Below are 18,913 nucleotides of genomic sequence, written 5' to 3'. Positions count from 1 at the left end.
TTTATTGTTGAAATGCATCCATAATTACAAACTCTACGTTGATCTTGCGGAATTCTCCACCACGCTCTTTGGCTACTTCCACATGATATTCGTATTCGTTCTTTGTATTACCCAATGTTGTCACGTTCTTCTCAATATAAGTCTTTACGCCTGCTGCACGCATCAGAGCCAACTGTTCATTCTGAGTGATTCCTCCGACCTTGGTGACTGTGATATTATCGAGGTTGCCGTCTTTGTAATAAGGTTCATCCACAAATTCTCCATAACGTCCGTCATAAGCCAGACGTCCGCGAATCGGAGCTGCGTCTGCCGATCCCGTAATAATCACCTTCACCTGCTTACCTTCAGAAAGATATTTGGCAAAGTCACCTTCAAACGCATTCTTGATAATCTTCATCAATGACATGGCTGCATTCGAACGTTCGATATTATAACCTCCCGACGGGAAGTCTTCCTTGGCCGAAAACTCTTTATTGATCACTTCATATTGGTAACCCACCTTGTAGTTCAGAATCTTTTTACCATTCGCATCCACTCCCGGGATTACCTCTGTCTTCACATTGATCTGCGTATTATCAGTGATCAGTTTATCTTGTTTTTTCTCCTCGATGACCTGTTCTTTGATCTCGGCCAATTGTGCTTCCTCACGGGTAGCCTGCTGCATAATTTCCAGAGGGACAAAGTTTTCATCTGCTTCCAAAGCAGTCAACTTTGTTCGTCCGATATTGTCATAGATATAAACCTTGTTGGTCGTTTCGTTGGTAACTTCAACATAGGCCAACTCAAATTCATCTTTATCATTCAGCACATATACGGCATTCGAGAATTTCATCTTACCGTCTTTAAAGTCGCCCGCTTCACTGGAGGGAACTTCCAGTCCGATAGACGGCAAACCCTTAAAACCGATATTCAGCATATTATTCGAAGCATCATAACCATCTATAAAAGGATTGTCTATAGAGATACGGTCACCCGCCAATGCCGTAGCAACTTCCTGAGCAAACAGCTGTTGCTGTTTGATACGGGTTTCATCGTTTACACGAATCGCATAGTCTTCCATCGATTCCCCCTGCATCATCTTCACCCATTCGTTCATCTTGGCATCCACTTCCCTACCCATAATCTTACCATAGAACGGGTTCAGTCCGTTTGCATCCAAGAAGACCATTTGCTTCGTACGATTGGTCAGCAGAAATACCTCGCTGTTCTGGTTGTTCTTAAAGAAACGCCCGCCGGTAACACCGCCTGTAGGATCAACGATATCTTGTTCCACAACACCATTCTTCAGGTTGATGATCTCTATATTCTTTCCATCTTTCACCACACTGATATATTTTCCTTCCGGATGGAATGACGGAGAACTGAGTGTTCCTCCCAGCTTATCAAATATATCTACCTTATCCCAGTTTTTCGTATCGATAATGGTCAAGTGATTGTCATCTGTGGTTACAGCCAGCAATGCAGCATCCGGAGAGAAAGTCACCTCTTTAACGACCGCCGGCATAGGAATCGCTTTTCTCAACTCCTTTGTCTGGAAATTCCAGATATTAATGTTCTGTCCTACCGCTGCGGCAATAAAATAATTATTCGAACTCATAGCCAAAGCAGTAGCCGGAGCCTCCCCCTGAATATAAGCTAACGGCATATATTCTTTCGTATCATAAATCACAATTTCTCCCAACGAATTACCCACAATAAAACTACGGGCATCAGAAGAATAGCACATCGATACCGGCATTGGCTTATCTTTCAACTTTTTACGTTTTTCCTTCAGTTCAAAAAGCTTCTTATTCCTATCGCGAAAAGAGTAAATACTTATCGGATTCTTCGCTCTCAACAGAGCGATAGAACTTCCCGTCGGATTAAATACAATACGCTCAATTTTGCGCACATCATTAATCGCGATATCACGCATGGTATACAGTGCTCCATCAGACAAATAAGCAGTACAAAAAGTCGTGTTATCAAACGCATTAATTTTTTTCTGAGAATCGAACCCCCTTTTTTCTACAACCTGTGCCATTGTTTGCCCGCAGAACATTGCGGCTACAAAACAAAAAGCAATTCCTCTGTAAGTGTAAAATCTACATTTCATCCTATTCATACCTTAAAATGATTTAGTTTATGTTTAATAGTGTTTTGCAAAATAAGCATTTATTCCGCAATCTATCACCAACAGAAACTCCTTTTTTTTTATTTTCTCCAAAGTTTGCTTGTTTATACACAGAAATGAAAAAAGAATAAACAGAAACAGTAAATAAAAAAACAGGCTTGTAACGGTTTTCCGTTACAAGCCTACTCTATAGCATATATAAGTCTTCCTGGAATGATTATCCGATAATCAGTAAAAACAAAAACTTATTGCATTTATTCCTCTTTGTTTTGTACGGAATTCAATCCCATTTTCTTAGCTTTTTGAAGCATAAATGCATAAGCTGCCTCATATTCATTGGGAATCACTCCGTCCAAAATAGCATCTTTTATAGCACTTTTTAACGCCCCCACTTCCTTGCAGGGTCCCAGATTAAACACCTCCATAATCTCTTCCCCACTCACAGGCGGCTGGAAGTTACGGACACGGTCTTTCTCTTCCAGATCTTTCAACTTCCGCCTAACCAGCTGGAAATTATTTAGAAAACGTTGTTTACGTTCCGTATTCTTTGAAGTAATATCCGCTTCACAAAGCGTCATCAGATCGTCTATATCATCGCCGGCTTCGAAAAGCAGACGCCGTACAGCCGAATCCGTCACCACATCATCCGCTATCACGATGGGACGCATGTGCAGACTCACCATCTTTTGCACATACTTCATTTTCTCGTTCATCGGCAGCTTCATCCTCCGGAAGATATTCGGAATCATCTTTTCGCCTATGAAATTATGATTATGAAAAGTCCATCCCGCCTTCGGTTCCCAACGTTTAGTCACCGGTTTGGCGATATCATGCAACAAGGCAGCCCAACGTAACCAAAGGTTATCTGTCACCTTGCTGATATTGTCGAGCACTTCCAGCGTATGATAGAAATTATCCTTATGGGCACGCCCGTTCCGGGTCTCCACCCCTTGTAAAGCCACTAATTCCGGAAAAATCAACTCTAACAGCCCGCTCCTGTCCAGATCGATAAAACCCTTCGAAGGAATAGGTGAAAGCATTATTTTATTCAGCTCGTCCGCAATGCGCTCACGTGAAATAATCTCGATCCGTTCCCGGTTACGGCAAAGAGACTCAAATGTATCGTCATCGATGTAAAAATTCAGTTGGGTAGCAAAACGGATACAACGCATCATACGCAAAGGGTCGTCACTGAACGTTATGTCCGGATCGAGAGGAGTACGAATGGTCTTCTCCTTCAAATCATTCATGCCTCCGAACGGATCGACCAGTTCCCCAAACCGCTCCTTATTCAGGCAGACAGCCAGTGCATTGATCGTAAAGTCCCGGCGATTCTGATCGTCTTCCAACGTCCCGTCCTCCACGATTGGTTTACGGGAATCCCGTTGATACGACTCCTTCCGGGCACCTACAAACTCCACCTCCGTACCATGATACTTCACTTGGGCTGTACCGAAATTCTTAAAAACAGCGACATGCGCACCGCGTCCCAAACGTTTTCCCAACGCTTCGGCCATCGCAATGCCACTCCCCACCACCACTACATCTATATCTTTAGAAGGACGTTGCAGAAAAATGTCACGGACATAACCGCCCACCACATAACACTCCAATCCCAACACATCGGCCGTCTCTGAGATCTGACCGAAAATGGGTTCACTGAAATGCTGCTTCAGTTCCTCCTGAGTCAACTCTATCATCTTTTATTTATCTTTTTTACAGTTATTGAAAAAGGCCTGCCTAAGCCCTCTGACACTTTTGGCATACCCTCTTTATAGCTAATCAGTCTGCAAAGGTACAACTTTTCGCTCTTCACTTTCCACTCTTCACTCTAAATTTGTATTTTTGCCCTCTATAACAAAGAACAACAAAATGAAAAAACTGATTGTCCTGGCATGTACATTGTCACTACTGACAGCTTGTGGTGACAGCATCGAAAAGAAAGCGGGTGAAAAGCTTGCCGCTGCCCGTGCAGCCTTTGAGCGTAACGACTACAACGAAGCCAAGTTGCAGATCGACAGTATTAAAATTCTCTATCCTAAAGCTTTCGACACCCGTAAGGAGGGCATCAAGCTGATGCAACAAGTCGAACTGAAAGAGCAACAGGAAAGCCTGGTTTATCTCGACAGCATGCTTCAGGTCAAACAGAAAGAATTCGAAGCGATCAAGAACAAATATACTTTCGAGAAAAACGAAGAATACCAAAAAATCGGTAACTACTTCTGGCCCACCCAGACCGTAGAGAAGAACCTGCACCGCTCTTTCCTCCGTTTTCAGGTGAATGAACAGGGAGTAATGACACTGACGTCTATCTACTGCGGACCAAGCAACATCCACCATGTAGCCGTCAAAGTGATAGCACCGGACGGAAGTTTTGCCGAAACCCCAGCCTCCAACGACAGCTACGAGACTACCGATCTGGGAGAAAAAATCGAAAAAGCCGACTACAAAATGGGAGAAGACGGCAACGTCCTCAGTTTCCTCTACATGAACCGCGATAAGAAAAATATCCGTGTCGAGTATCTCGGCGAACGGAAATTCTCCACTACCATGACTCCTTCCGACCGTGAAGCACTCGTCGGTACTTACGAGTTGGCCAAATTACTTTCATCCATACGTCAGATTCAGCAAGAGAAAGAAGAAGCCAACCTGAAAATCGAATTTGTGAAAAGAAAAATGGAACAGAAAGCCCAAGAAGAGGCTGCGGAAAAATAAATTTTCCTTTTTTCATAAGTCGCTCAGTGGGGCGACTTATGAAAAAAAGTTTCTACTGAACAAATATTAAAAGAGATTGGTTATCTTTGCAATGACAGCCTTTATTAAAATCAAGCTGATAAACAGTAAGTAATTATAAAACAGAAGCAATGAAGATTTCGCAGATACAAATTAAAAAGATGTGGGGAAAACAGGACATCGAATGGAATCACGTAGATCCCAAAGTCAATATCCTCGTCGGTCCCAATGGAAGTGGCAAATCTACCTTTCTCCGATTTATCTACTTGCTACTTACAAGTGATATCAAAGAGCTCAATAAGCTTAAAACAGATATCTTTATTCGGTTTGATGCAGGAGGTAGCATATTATATCATGCAGACAAAAAAGATTTTAGCATAGAATTTCAAAAAGACTGGCTTTTAGACATCGAATACATCAATACATTCGACATACCGACAGCTAAGAAAAGTACTCAATCTTCTCTTATGCAAGAATTGGATATGACTATTTATCCGCTAAATAAAAACGTTTTCAATTTCATCGACTATCGTTCAAAAATCCTCAACTACCCAGAACAGTCGGAAGAGATACAAGAACGAATCTCGATGTTATTTAAAATAATCAATAGTTTTTTTGCAAGTACCCAAAAACAGATCAGTATCAATTCAAAAAACAAAATGGTTTTCACGTTTTTAAACCAAGAAGAGGAAATAGAACCGGAACAGCTATCCTCAGGAGAAAAACAATTGTTACTCATATTGCTCAAGGTATTTTTAAAGGAAGACAAACCGTTCATTCTGTTAATGGACGAACCGGAACTATCCCTTCACATCGAATGGCAAAGACAATTAATTGAAGCTATACAAATTCTAAATAAAAATTGCCAGATCATTCTTTCAACTCATTCACCGAGTATCTTTGCCGATGGATGGGGAGATAAATTAGTATTTATGGAGGATATCGTCAAACCGATATAAAAAGAGAAATGACACCAAGCAAAAAAGCTTATTATGCAACTGTAGCACAAAACTACAAAGCCTCACTGTTGTTGAATGGATGTAAAGCTGTCATCCATCTGGAAGATAAAAACGATATTATATTTTGGAATAAAATATTTAAAGAGGCATGTCCTCAATACAATTTTTATTTTATTCCCTACAGCCGCTCCCAATCTGGAAATAAAGCTACGGGAAGTTCCACTTGTCTTATTTTCAAAGATTTCCTCGACAGTAAGATGGCGATTGCCATAGACAGTGATTTACACTATTTAATGCAAGAACCAGATATAGATGCCAAGCATTACATACTACAGACTTATACTTATTCTTTCGAAAATCATCTTTGTTTCACAGATCGTTTAGCTGCGTTACCTATATTGACCTGCGGATTTACAAATAGCATTTTTGACTTTAATAAGTTTTTGTTGGCATACTCAAAAGAGATTTATCCGTTATTTCTTCTTTTCTTATATGATCACAGACAAAAGGAAAGGAAATTATCCAATACTGACTTTTTCAAATTACTATCATTCCCCTACAGCAACAATAGAATAAATGACAATGGAGACTATATTATTACCACTCTTCATAAAAGAGTCACTCTCCCAATATCCTATTTAAAAAGTATTTATCCCAACTATGATGAAGCAGTAGAGAAAGCCAAATACGAACGTCTGGGACTTACAGAAGAAAATACCTACTTATATATTCGTGGACATAATCTATACGATTTGATTACAAAATTAGGAGAAGAAATATGCAATATATTGAAAAGAAACGAAAAAAAACGTCTGTCAGAAGCGGGCGAATATGACAAAATAGCAACTATTTATCAAAGAAAAGATACATTTAAAAAGAAGCTCCTAAATGCCGATCTTTATTTCACCTATCCTGAGATAAAAAGATGTGTTCAAGATATTCGATCAATATGGCCTTAAATATACAAAAGCAGAAATAAAAACGAAAAGTAACAATCACTTACCAATATGGCCCCAATAATTGAGTTATCAATTATTGGGGCCATATCCATTATTATTATCCGTGATAATTACTTATTTCGGAAGCCACTTTGCTATTCAGTCACTATTGATATTCGTACAGCGTTCATTCCACGCATACCGCGCTCTATTTCAAATGTCACTCTATCACCTTCAGCAATTGTCGCAGGGGCAGAAGAGATATGGAAGAAATACTTTTCGCCATTATCCGTATCTTTCACAAAACCATAGCCTTTCGCAGCATTAAAATACTCGATACGCCCCATGTGAGGAGTCACTTCCACATTCTCTTGTTTGGGTACAGAAACCTCGATATGAGATGCATCGACTTCTTCCTCAATCCGTTCCTGCGGCACTGAATGCAAAACACCGAACTGGTCGACATAAGCAATCATATCCTCAAAAGAACTTGGGCCGCTGCTTTGGCGTTCCTCTTTACGTTGTTGCTTCTCCTTACGTTTCTGCTCCTTTAGCTTCTCCCGGTCACGTTTACTTGTTGTTATTTTTTTTACCATTCAATAATTTTATGTCTGAATCAATACTGCCTGTTCTTTTACATGTTGATTGCCGGATAGACAGTTTTATGTCACACACACCAATAAACAAACGATTTCATCATTATATCCAGATCATACGCTACGCCGAATGCCAGCAGCACATAGGCGCGATGCTTTTATCCTGAACAAAGCAGCAAATAATGATGTCGATTGGGGAATGCCATAAGCCGCAGAATGAAGCGGAAAACAATCACGCACAAAGAAGATTTCAGTATAAACCCAATGTTAGTAACTGCAAATATACACATATTATTCGGTTATTCCTAATTCTCCGGTCCCAATCGTGATGGAACCGGAATTGCCGGATAGCACAATCACTGAACGGCACTATCCAAATCGACCTTCTCTATCAGTTCCTGATCCTGCCAATAAGATATTACTTTTAGATGTTGCAGCCTTCCTACTATTATGGCAGGGTGAGTACAGAACTTCTCAATATTATTTCAAATTTTCCCAATAAGGTTTTAGTTTGACTTGGAGGTAATCCATTACTTCAAAAAAAGTAAGTTGAGTTGGAATCTTAAGTTTCTTCATGAATGCATTCCACCTTATGTTCAAATTCGAGTTCTTTGCAAAGGCAAGACTAAATGCAACGTGATTTTCCATGTAGTTAGTTTGGCGATTCTTGAATGTTGCCTTTATAGCTTCATCTAATATTTCCGCATTATATTTTCCTCCTTGCAAGATCGTATAGAGATCATAAAAATCTTTCATTCGACTATTTGTTTCTGCTCTTGAAATCATAGTCTGAAATTTCTCTGCCACAACTGTCTCCAAAGAATAAGCCATGATGTCAGTATTGGGGAATCCGTCAAGTAAGTTCGGATAATCCAATTCAGATGGACTGGGAGTTATCACATCTCCAAATCCTATATCCATAGAAACATACTGGCGAATCGTATCAAGAGAGGCTGTCAACGTCAATCTTACACCCGGATATTTCTTCTCAATTGCAATCTCATCAGTACGCAGTGTATCAATGTAAAATATTACACCATCTTGTTCGTAAGAGATGGAGCAAATTTCTGCAAATATCTTTTTTATATTTTCTTTGTTATTGTCGATGTGATACCCCATGAAGTCAATATCCAATGTTGGCCTCGCCAAAAAACGCTCATGAGCATATAGCAATGCTCCACCTTTCAAAAAGAAATGGTCATAAAAACGGCTGATTGATAAACGATAGAGCAAACGCTCTTGGAGGTATCGGGTTACAAGCATTTGATAGCTTTGTCCATTTCTCCGTGAAATATTCAACAACCTAGCTTTCACTGAGTCCCCATAGTTATATATTTCTTTTATAGCCATGCCTCAAGATAATGATTAAGTGTATTACGTATTCTTAGTTTAGAGGCATAATCCATCAATAGAGATATATTCTTATCGGGACGTTTCAGATAGGCTTGAAGGACTTCTGCCATCACATCAATTCCCACTTTATTTCGATACTTGACCACATCACAAACCGAACGTTCCACATCAAAGATCGGCACATCGTATCCTTGTATTTCTTTCCGAGTAGCACCGATAGATAGTAATTTGTCAGATTGATATATCAGTTGAAATTCGGGATATTCAGGCAGAACTACTTTTCGACTACGCTTAATGGCCACATAGTAAGCATTCGGAATCTGAGTAGTGAGATTATAAACCGACCATGCCGACCAAAGACAGAGAATGCCATTAGGAACAATCAGGCGAATATCCACCATTGTACCTGCCAATGCGTCAATATGAGCGTATACGCCATTTTTTAAGCGCATAGCCTCTCCTTTGCGAACTGAGGCCTGCAATTGCTGTTCCTGCCAGTCAGTCAAACCTTGTGTAGAGACAAAGCCATTTTTTTTAAGTTGGTCTTCAATGCACATATTCCCTATAACTATTCCTTGCAAATATACTGCAAATATTCAAATATGCAGTATACTTTAAAGGGAAAAATACAGAAGTTATCACAATCTTTTATTTTTATACGGATATACAATCAGAATTATCAAACTAACCGCCATTAAAACATCAATAATATTCCAAAGTAGTCGTCCTAAAGTAACTTTCATAAATGCTTGGAACATTACATATCAGTAATATTGACTTCTCAACAGATTCAAAGATATTATATAAAAACAGCCGGAATCACCTGTTACGGTAATCCCGGCTGCCGCCTAAAACACGAATAACCGCCGTTACCCGTTTTCCGTAGCAGACCACAACAGCCTGCTGTTTCTTTCTATCTCCTGCAATTTCATCGCCAAATCGTCATCATCCTCCATCGAAAACGATTCACTATATCGCATCACCTTTGTATCCTCCCTGCCCGAACAGAGATATGTATACCACTCCTTTTTCAACAACATACGGCTGTAATTCAACGCTCCGTCACCATTGTAACCGAACAAGGAATATAGATTCAGCATCAGCCTGCATCCCGATTCCCGCAAGTGCAGATAGTCTTCCGTTCCCCAATAAAGCGAACGTTCCGGTTGCATCAGAACAGGGATATAACCCGACCGGCAGATGGCATGAATCATCTCACTGAGTCCTTCCGGCTGTTTTAAAGGAGACACATCTACCAGTAACTCCTTTCCCCCTCCTATCGCCAACAAATCTCCCTTCTCCAACAAAGCCGGAAATCCTTCATCCAAACGATATCTTGCCGACAAACGCAGAGAGATATTACCGGAGTATTGCTGCTGTAAATATTGAAAGGCATCTTTCAGAAAAGAAGAAGCATTCCCTTCATTTTCCACCTTTACCGGAGGTACACAGTAGATCTGCCTGACACCTTGCTGTTCAAGATAAGCCAATAAATCCAACGCTTTATCCTCAGGCAAAGCCCATGCATCCGTATTAGGAAGTAAATAAGGCTGAAAATCGGTATGTACCAAAGAAAAAAATCCAAAAATCATAAAAGAGTAAAGTTCTTTCCTATTTAATAAATTCTGTTACTTTATAAAAGTATCTAATAGCCAGTAAGAAAAGATTAGCCCTTATTCCATTTTCCTTAAACGCACGTAAATGCTCTCTCAATATTTTAATATGACTCTTTAGACCATTAGTACTAACACCACCTACGCGCATAGTCACCATGTCCATAGGGATGTATTTAGTGACTATTTTATGAACATAAATAAAGCGTAACAAGAGTTCAAAATCAGCACAAATACTATAATCAATCTTATAAAAGCCATATTTCAGAAAACAATCTTTCCAACAATAAAAACTTGGATGAGCCGGCATAAAACCTAATCTCATTAGTTTAGGTTTAAATATTCTAGAAGAATAATAACGAATAGATTTATGCAAATTATTAGATCTCACAAAATGAACATCACCGTATACTGCATCAAGAGAATATCTGTCAAATTCAGCAATAATAGCAGCTAAAACATTATCAGAAGTAAAAAAATCATCTGAGTTCAATATCCCAACAATATCTCCTGAAGCCATCTGTATTCCCTTATTCATAGCATCATAAATACCATCATCTTTTTCACTAATCCACTTCAATCGTCCATTAAACAGAGGTTCGTATTCTTTTATTATTGAAATCGTTTCATCGCTTGAACCACCGTCAACAATTATATACTCTATATTTGAATATGATTGAAACAAAACGGAAGACAATGTATCACTAATGGTAGTCTCACTATTATAAGAAGTCGTTATTAAAGATATCTTAAGATTTTGCATGGTATTCACCTATAATTTTCCGAAAATCAGAAAGCCTTTTATTATAACTAAAATTATCGGCAATGTATTTTATTCCTTTTTTTGTAAACTCAACATCAATATCATGTTCACATATATTTAATAATGTGTTCAAAACCTGCTCTTTATCTTCAATATCAACTTTATACCCATATACCCCAAGAGCATCTTTAAGACCTCCATTTCCACTATGAATCACTTGATCTCCTGCTGCTAAAGCCTCAATCGCAGCTATGCCGAATCCTTCGTACTTTGACAATTGCAAATAACATCGGCTATCTTTTAATAACTCAATCTTTTCGTCCTCTGAAATAGCCCCTTTATAGATAACCACATTCTCCAATTCAAGTTGCTTTATCATATTTAGAATATATTCGCTCCCAGCCCCTGGAGGGCCAGCTATCACCAACCTATACTCAGGAAATACCTTTATAAAATCAGAAAAAACCAAGATAGATTTATCAACTCCTTTTCTAAACACGTTATCAAGATTAACCATCCAAGCTATAGTAGAAATAATTTTCTTTTTACTTGAAAAGTTTTCTGTATATTCAAATTTAGAATAATCAATTGAGTGAAAACTTAGACTACATTTATTCGGTATTTTATCATAATAAATTTCTCTAATATTTTCCCAATCAGTTGATGAAACAATTATGTTTCTATCCGACAAAAGATTACATAATTTAAAAAAAATAATTTGAAGAAATCTTTGCTTTGCAGTTGCAAATGTTTTTTCCAAATAGTCGATACCTCCAGTATAATATACTTTTTTCCTAAATAATTTGGCAAAGAATGCAGCAAAAAAACTATATTTATAAAAGTATAAAAAAGCAATATCATATTTCCAAAAACATAGAAAATCCCATATAGAGTTACTTAAATGAACATTATACCCTAAATTTCTTAAGATACAGATATCATTTCTATAATAACTCTGAATTGAAAACATTTTTTTAGTACGTACACTAGAGTAAAAAAATACGTTCATAAAATATAATTAGCATCTATTATTTCTTTATAGTATATTTAATATATCCCAATAATCTATATTTAAAAGAATACCAATAAAGTTTCCTCTTTTCTATAGGCAAACATGCAGCAACAATTCTCCCCAGCAAGTCAAAGATTAATTTTACTAACATATAATATTTGTGTCTGTAAATTATTTCTTTCTTCATTAACGCACCATAGCCTAAACTATATTTTATATACCGGTCTTTAAGAGCTACAACAGGCACTTCTGATGGATGATATACAAACATACTTCCATCATATATACCATCATAGCCCAATGTTAATAAATTAGAAACGAAATCACTTTCTTCTCCCGCACCAAAATAACATCCAACACCCAATTGTTCATCAAACGACAAGTCTGATAAGCTTCTATATCTTACAAAAATCCCCATACTAATAGCATACCGATAATAATTTCTATTATTCAATTGCACTTTACTTCGCTGGCTATTATACCATATATTACTTGTTTTACTAACTGTATTGATCGTAAAGAGCCTATAACATTCATTATGAGAAAAGAAAGAAACAACCTGTTCTAATGTTATAGACAAATATTCGCAATCATCATCTGGAAATGCAACTATACTACCTAAAGCATAAGTTAAACCTAAGTTTCTATTTAAGCTAAGTCCTTTTTTTATAGATTTAATATGTTTTATTGTAATTTTATCAGAATATTCTTTTATAATAGAATCCAGTCTATCATCTTCATTTTGATCAACAACAATACATTCAAAATCTTTAAATGTTTGAATTACTAATGATTGAAAAAACTCAGCGACCTCCTCAACTCGATTCAAAGTACAAAGTATTAATGAACAAGTCATATTACAATATATTAAAAAAAGATATTATTATATATAAATAATCCACCATCAGGAACAGAGACTAATTTATAAGTCAAATAAAAATAATAGCAACAAAAAAAGGTCAACAACATTATACGATTATTCTTATTTAAAATTTGAGATATACCTAATGGAAGTAATAGTATTTCAAAACAAAAAAAATAATATGAAATCCGATATGCTACCTCCAAACTTGACGCAAAAAGAAAATAAAGAAAAAAAGAGAACAAAAGACAATTCTTATAAAAATATACATTTTTATCTTTTATATTTCTTGTTAAATATAAAATAGCCCCCCATAAAACAATACGTCTGAGAGTACTTACAGAAAAAAAAGAAACCTTTGATACATAATAATTTCCAGAAGAATAATATTCAAACTTATCCGCTATATTTGAATCTGATATACCCAACACTAATATATCACTAATAAAAGCAGAAATATAATATCCTAATACAGAAAGAACTAATGTATAAATAACGTACTTTTTATTAGATAGTCGAAAATTCGTAAAAAAGTAAGCTAATAAAAAAACAACAGCGGAAGAGTGAAACAAAGTAGCCAAAAGAATTAATAAAAAAAAGATCAAATAATTTTTCTTAAAAATAAAAGTACAGCTTAACAACGTAAATCCCAAGGCGACTCCCTGCCTCAATGCATTAATATCAAATATCAAAAAGACCCCACTTAGATATATAAGAAAAGAAAAAAATACATTTGATGAATTATCTATAATGAATCTATATTTCAAAAAGAACGATAGTAAAAACAGAGAAAAAATAAAGACATTAAACGAACTTGAAAATTTGGCTATAAATCCCGTAAATCCATAAAATAACACTTCAAAACTCCCATGCACATAATTATAATCTATCACATAAGTGTCAAAAACTTCTTTGTATTGCCACCAATCAGTACCTACATTATTCCTTCCGCCTGCTATAATTAAAAACAAACAGAACACACAAAAGTGTAAATAGGCAGTCTGAGCAAATGGATACTTTTTCCCACTATAATAAATCAAGGATAGAAAAAACAGTATCCCAAAAAGGATATAAAATATCATCTAAAAAGATTGATCAACAATTTTAATCTATGGACTGTCTTTACTCCAATTAAATGAACTATACGCCTTTTCAATCGGTCAGAACTGCTCTTCCATGAACCTGCAAAGTGATGAATTGTATAAGTATTTTCGGTTAATTCTATTTTACCTGTGGTATGTGATTTAGGACAAAAATAATCTTTTGGGAAAATAGTTATTATATTCTGAAAGTTATATAATCCATTCTTCAGGATGAATCCTTTTTCTTCCATTAATCCACCTATAATATCTACGTTAGTGGTTAAATCCAATGTACCATCAGGTAACAAAAAATGTCTATCGCTATAATATTCTAATTGCCATTTAGCCCATATGCTTCCTTTTTCAGCAGCCATTATCCCTGTAGGTATATGCACATTATCTTCAAAGCCCGAAAAAGCAGGAAGACCTAAAAAAGAATCAAGATTTTTTAACACTTCCACATCAGTATCCATATAAATTCCCCCTTCTGTATACAATGCATATAGGCGCACGTAATCCGTCACAAAGGCAAACTTTCTCGACTCGTAAGCTTCTTTTACATAAAAATTAGAATTGATATCAAAAGAATTTTCGTTCCATTCCTTCAATTCATAATCAGGGAGATTCACTCTCCATGATTCAATACATTTCAAAGCTAATTCTGGCATTTTACCTTTACCAAACCAGCAATAATGAATTTTTTTAGGTATCATTTATTACTCTCTATAAATTTTTTTATATCAGACATGTTTTCAGCTTTCTCTTTTAACCATACCTCTGATTGATCCCACCATTGTATTTTATTCAAATGATTAATTTCCATGTCGGTAAACCGTTGTCTTATAACACGCGCAGGCACTCCTCCAACAATAGCATAGCTAGGTACATCCCTAATAACTACAGAATTGGCACCAATTATCGCTCCATCCCCAATTGTGACTCCATTAATAATTGTAACATGAGCACCAATCCAAACATCATTCCCTATTTTAACATTTTGTTTCTCTTTATAAAGAGATGCAGACAAAAAATCTCCTTTAACATACAAATAAGGAGAAGTACTTACAAAGGAGTGAGAGGGATGATTTCCCATACCAATAACACAAAATGGACCAACAGAGCAAAATTTCCCAATAGAAGTATGGCTTACAAAAGAATTATAATTAATATATGAAAAGTCTCCAATTATTGAATAAGAAAGCTGGACACCTTTTTCCAACAAGACGTTTTTGCCAAATTTCACTTTCACGACACAAACGTCTTTTGCTAATCTCAAATTCACATTACTAAATATCAGAATTTTACGAATCAAGAATTGTTTTATCCACATAATCATCTTATAAAATTTCGCCTATATTGAGAAGTTAAATATGCCACCAGAAGAACCGTTTTCTTGTGCATATATATATACACATATACAAATACAAATGAATTAAACAGTTTAGAATTTAAAATTAGCTGTAGAATCTTAGTAGAATAATTCTCAGTTCCTACCTCAAACAACTTCTTATTACTTTTCAAATAGGCAATATACTTTTTATATTCCATTTTCTTTTCAGACCAACTCCATTCACTTCTAAATACACGCATAAGAGAATCTAATACAATAAATATAAAAGCTCTTTTCCAAGGAATTAAGAACGAAGTATTGATAATTCCTAGATTAGCAAATATCTTATTTCTAAAAAAATCAATTTGGTCTGAATAATATAATATGTTTTCTAAAGACACATATCTATTAGTCAAATGTTGTTCACTACCATGATAAATATAATTATAAAAACACCCTGTAGAAACGTACACACTTGTTACATAACAATAATAATTCAATGAGAAAAGATGATCTTCACCCAACGAAATCAATTCATCAAAAAGTATATGGTTCTCCACAACAATACTCCTCCTATATAGTTTAAAGCAAGGAGAGGCTATTATAAAATTCATTTCAGAATAAATATAAGGCTCCTTCTGATTATAATAAACAGCACTTTGAGGGAACTTTTTTTCTTCCTTTTTATTCAAACCAATCATACGATACCCTTGCATATACAAGTCTAAATCCAAGTATACATTAAAACCAAAGCACTCCAAATATTCATCTTCAACATAGTCATCAGAGTCAATAAAGCAAAGATATTCTCCACTCGACTTCGATATTCCAAAATTTCGGGCAGCGCTAACTCCACTATTAGGTATATGAAATGCTTTCACTCGAGAATATTTTGAAGCATATTGATCACAAATCTCCCCAGATAAATCAGGGCTTCCATCATCAATCAAAAGTATCTCTATGTCTTTAAAAGTTTGTGACAAGACACTATCAACACATTTTCTTAAAAATTTCTCCGATTTATAGATAGGTATAATGACAGAAATCTTAGGCATACACTTTTACATATTTCAGACAATGATAACTAAATTTGTTCCTTTTCAAAAAATTATAGATAATGATATAAAGGCCTAGTTATAAATTACGATAAAACTCAATGATATTATCGCACCATTTCTCCAAAGACAAACGTTCTTTATTGAGTTTCTTACTTTTTTTACATGCACATAATAAACAATCAGAATCCATCTTCATTACTAATTCCATTTTATCAGCTAAGTCTTTTTCATCACGACTTTTAAAAAGAAAAGCAGAGGGAGTTTTGGCATTCCAATCTGTACCTGGAATATCACTCTGAATAATAGGCAACCCAAATATACTAGCTTCGGCTATAGCAGTAGACATGGTCTCGTGTACTGAAGTACTAACATAACAAGATGACAATTTAAGAATATCTACTATTCTATCAGTCTGTTCTGTCAACACTAACCACTCTGGAATCTTTTCATGGTATATACTACGTACAACTTGCATAGTATCAACGCCCTTAGTTAATAAAATCCGGAAAGTACACCCTTTTGCCTTCAATATCTCACCTGCCATCAACAAGTAATCAATGCGCTTATGTACATTCTGTCCACCATAAGATAAAAAAGTGAATGGAACTATCACGGATGGACTACGATTTCCTATTATCCGTGTAAGGTCAATACCATTGAGAAGGACTTTTACGTGATCTATATAAGACTGATCTGATGTATTATTAAAATATCGGGGAGGAAAACTCAACTTCTGCATTTTATAATGTCCGCAAAATGCGGCCATTTCGTCACTAACAGCAATCAAAGAAGCATGTTGCCCATAAAAGCCATAATGTAAAAAAAGAGAAAAATGCCGTTTTAATTTACGCAACAGTGGCAGAGATTCTCCAGAAGTATCAAGAGTCATATAATCATGAATATGCCATACCATACGAATATCCCAATTTAGCTTTTTCACTACTTTAGCTACTACAATATCATAAGCTTCATAGTGCGTATGTACCAAATCAGGTTTCCACTTTTCAAAAATTTGTTTTATTTCAATAAATGACTTCCCGTAACTGCGGGTAGTAAATTCCACCTCATATTTTTTTTCCAATTCGTTTAACCAATCTCTATCCTCTTGTTTTGGAAAAATCCAACAAACCTTCACTTGATACTTATTAGTTAATACTTCTGCTAAAGTTCTTAGAGAAGGAATTATATTCCCACCATACGGACAATTAAGAGCAACAATTATACAAATCTTCTTATTATAAATATCCACAGCACTATACTTCTTGTAACAAGGTAACAATACGAGAACATGCACACCCATCACCATAAGGATTAACAGCCTTACTCATTGATTCATAATAAGTTTTACTCTCTAAAAGTTTACTTACTTCTTTCACAATCTTATAATAATCAGTACCCACAAGTTTAACAGTTCCTGCTTCCAATGCTTCTGGACGCTCTGTCGTATCACGCATCACCAAAACTGGTTTCCCCAGCCCAGGTGCTTCTTCTTGGATTCCACCGCTATCTGTCAACACCAAGAATGATTTATCCATCAAATAGACAAAAGAGAGATACTCCAAAGGCTCAATAAAAAATATATTAATGAATTTTTGCTCTCCAAATACATCATTAATAGGCTTACGAACATTAGGATTCAAATGCATTGGATAGATAAAATCAACATTTGGATACTTCTCTGCCAACGTTTTTATAGCGTGACACATATGAATGAAACCTTCTCCAAAATTTTCTCTACGATGTCCTGTAATTAAAACAATCTTCTTTTCGGTACCTCGATTATCAATATTATAACCAGAACTTTTCAAAGCATCTTTTATCGCCTTACTAAGGCCTTCATTTGTTTTAATCTTATTCACAACCCAATAAAGAGCATCAATCACGGTATTGCCTGTTACAAAAATAAAATCTTCCTTTACACCTTCATTTATCAGATTTTGTTTGCTTAAAATAGTAGGAGCAAAATGGTAAGTGGCTATCCTTGCAGTTATCTGACGATTCATCTCTTCGGGCCATGGACTATAAATATCATGAGTACGAAGTCCTGCTTCTATATGCCCTACAGGTATCTGTTGATAAAAAGCCGCTAATGCAGTAGCAGTTGAAGTGGTTGTATCACCATGCACTAATACAATGTCTGGCTTAATTTCCATAAATATAGTACGCATTCCTAAGAGGACACGCGAAGTTATATCATATAAATCTTGCCCTTGTCTCATTATATTCAAATCATAATCTGGACTAATATCAAAAATATGAAGCACTTGATCCAGCATTTCACGATGTTGACCTGTCACGCAAACTAATATCTCAAAACAATCCTTTTTTTCCTGCAATTCCTTTACTAATGGAGCCATCTTTATTGCTTCTGGACGTGTACCAAACGTCAACAATATTTTCTTTTTCATAACATGAATATAATTATAATATATTTATATCAAAAAATCAAAAAAACTTTATTTGATCCATTTTCATCTTCTCAAGAGCATATTTAACAAAAA

Annotated in this window: 19 protein-coding genes; 3 read left to right on the top strand and 16 right to left on the bottom strand. The window is 35.9% G+C overall.

The genetic code is table 11. From position 1 onward, the window contains the following. Position 1 precedes the first annotated feature (1 nt). Both FDF36_RS11710 and FDF36_RS11705 read right to left on the bottom strand, forming a co-directional pair. Positions 2-2,104: a WD40 repeat domain-containing protein gene (locus FDF36_RS11710; protein WP_220391436.1), complete on the bottom strand. Its 2,103-nt coding sequence runs from the start codon at positions 2,102-2,104 to the stop codon at positions 2-4. A gap of 263 nt (positions 2,105-2,367) precedes the next feature. After that, positions 2,368-3,813, bottom strand: a complete 1,446-nt coding sequence (locus FDF36_RS11705) for a CCA tRNA nucleotidyltransferase (RefSeq protein WP_220391435.1) — start codon at positions 3,811-3,813, stop codon at positions 2,368-2,370. 172 nt (positions 3,814-3,985) lie between these two features. On the opposite strand from FDF36_RS11705, the gene FDF36_RS11700 reads away from it, so the two are divergent. The 3 genes from FDF36_RS11700 (at position 3,986) to FDF36_RS11690 (ending at position 6,764) form a co-directional block, all read left to right on the top strand. Then, positions 3,986-4,828 carry an outer membrane protein assembly factor BamD gene (locus FDF36_RS11700; protein ID WP_193683808.1) on the top strand — a complete coding sequence of 281 codons (843 nt, stop codon included), beginning with the start codon at positions 3,986-3,988 and terminating at the stop codon, positions 4,826-4,828. Between the two features lie 149 nt (positions 4,829-4,977). Next, a complete protein-coding gene (locus tag FDF36_RS11695; RefSeq protein WP_022010979.1) occupies positions 4,978-5,805 on the top strand; it encodes an AAA family ATPase in 828 nt (275 codons plus the stop codon). An 8-nt stretch (positions 5,806-5,813) separates the two neighbouring features. Further along, entirely contained in the window at positions 5,814-6,764 is a 951-nt protein-coding gene (locus FDF36_RS11690; RefSeq protein WP_220391434.1) for a DUF4435 domain-containing protein, read from the top strand. A gap of 134 nt (positions 6,765-6,898) precedes the next feature. Here the strand turns inward: FDF36_RS11690 and FDF36_RS11685 are convergent, their stop codons facing one another. From FDF36_RS11685 to wecB, 14 genes are all read right to left on the bottom strand, one after another. Beyond that, complete coding sequence (locus FDF36_RS11685; RefSeq protein ID WP_220391433.1) at positions 6,899-7,339, bottom strand: cold-shock protein; 441 nt, start codon at positions 7,337-7,339, stop codon at positions 6,899-6,901. Between the two features lie 480 nt (positions 7,340-7,819). Next, on the bottom strand, positions 7,820-8,689 hold the full coding sequence (locus FDF36_RS11680) for a nucleotidyl transferase AbiEii/AbiGii toxin family protein (RefSeq protein ID WP_005821574.1): 870 nt from the start codon (positions 8,687-8,689) through the stop codon (positions 7,820-7,822). Then, on the bottom strand, positions 8,680-9,249 hold the full coding sequence (locus FDF36_RS11675) for a type IV toxin-antitoxin system AbiEi family antitoxin domain-containing protein (protein ID WP_005781128.1): 570 nt from the start codon (positions 9,247-9,249) through the stop codon (positions 8,680-8,682). The genes FDF36_RS11680 and FDF36_RS11675 overlap by 10 nt, the downstream gene beginning before the upstream one ends. An 81-nt stretch (positions 9,250-9,330) precedes the next feature. Continuing rightward, positions 9,331-9,450, bottom strand: coding sequence for a DUF6804 family protein (locus FDF36_RS21540; RefSeq protein ID WP_350338497.1), 120 nt, complete (start codon positions 9,448-9,450; stop codon positions 9,331-9,333). A gap of 111 nt (positions 9,451-9,561) precedes the next feature. Beyond that, positions 9,562-10,284 (bottom strand): CpsB/CapC family capsule biosynthesis tyrosine phosphatase, encoded by a 723-nt coding sequence (locus FDF36_RS11670; RefSeq protein WP_220391432.1) that lies wholly within the window; start codon positions 10,282-10,284, stop codon positions 9,562-9,564. A gap of 19 nt (positions 10,285-10,303) precedes the next feature. Beyond that, positions 10,304-11,068: a glycosyltransferase family 2 protein gene (locus FDF36_RS11665; protein ID WP_220391431.1), complete on the bottom strand. Its 765-nt coding sequence runs from the start codon at positions 11,066-11,068 to the stop codon at positions 10,304-10,306. After that, positions 11,055-12,038 (bottom strand): glycosyltransferase family 4 protein, encoded by a 984-nt coding sequence (locus tag FDF36_RS11660; protein ID WP_259281420.1) that lies wholly within the window; start codon positions 12,036-12,038, stop codon positions 11,055-11,057. Before FDF36_RS11660 ends, FDF36_RS11665 begins: the two co-directional genes overlap by 14 nt. A gap of 58 nt (positions 12,039-12,096) precedes the next feature. Then, positions 12,097-12,936: a glycosyltransferase family 2 protein gene (locus FDF36_RS11655; RefSeq protein WP_220391429.1), complete on the bottom strand. Its 840-nt coding sequence runs from the start codon at positions 12,934-12,936 to the stop codon at positions 12,097-12,099. An 11-nt stretch (positions 12,937-12,947) separates the two neighbouring features. After that, complete coding sequence (locus FDF36_RS11650) at positions 12,948-14,024, bottom strand: EpsG family protein (RefSeq protein WP_220391428.1); 1,077 nt, start codon at positions 14,022-14,024, stop codon at positions 12,948-12,950. Further along, the gene (locus FDF36_RS11645; protein WP_220391427.1) at positions 14,021-14,737 is read right to left on the bottom strand and encodes a glycosyltransferase family 32 protein; all 717 of its coding nucleotides are present in this window, start codon (positions 14,735-14,737) and stop codon (positions 14,021-14,023) included. Before FDF36_RS11645 ends, FDF36_RS11650 begins: the two co-directional genes overlap by 4 nt. Beyond that, entirely contained in the window at positions 14,734-15,354 is a 621-nt protein-coding gene (locus tag FDF36_RS11640; RefSeq protein WP_032543698.1) for a CatB-related O-acetyltransferase, read from the bottom strand. Before FDF36_RS11640 ends, FDF36_RS11645 begins: the two co-directional genes overlap by 4 nt. Before the next feature lie 2 nt (positions 15,355-15,356). Further along, on the bottom strand, positions 15,357-16,409 hold the full coding sequence (locus FDF36_RS11635; RefSeq protein ID WP_220391426.1) for a glycosyltransferase family 2 protein: 1,053 nt from the start codon (positions 16,407-16,409) through the stop codon (positions 15,357-15,359). 79 nt (positions 16,410-16,488) lie between these two features. Further along, positions 16,489-17,661: a glycosyltransferase family 4 protein gene (locus FDF36_RS11630; protein ID WP_259281419.1), complete on the bottom strand. Its 1,173-nt coding sequence runs from the start codon at positions 17,659-17,661 to the stop codon at positions 16,489-16,491. Between the two features lie 4 nt (positions 17,662-17,665). Continuing rightward, entirely contained in the window at positions 17,666-18,820 is a 1,155-nt protein-coding gene (wecB, locus tag FDF36_RS11625; RefSeq protein WP_220391424.1) for a non-hydrolyzing UDP-N-acetylglucosamine 2-epimerase, read from the bottom strand. Positions 18,821-18,913: the final 93 nt, after the last annotated feature.

It is taken from the genome of Bacteroides fragilis, from assembly GCF_019583405.1.
Lineage (GTDB): Bacteria > Bacteroidota > Bacteroidia > Bacteroidales > Bacteroidaceae > Bacteroides > Bacteroides fragilis_B.
Note: the sequence above shows the minus strand (reverse complement) of the source record. Positions and strands in the feature narration are given on the sequence as shown.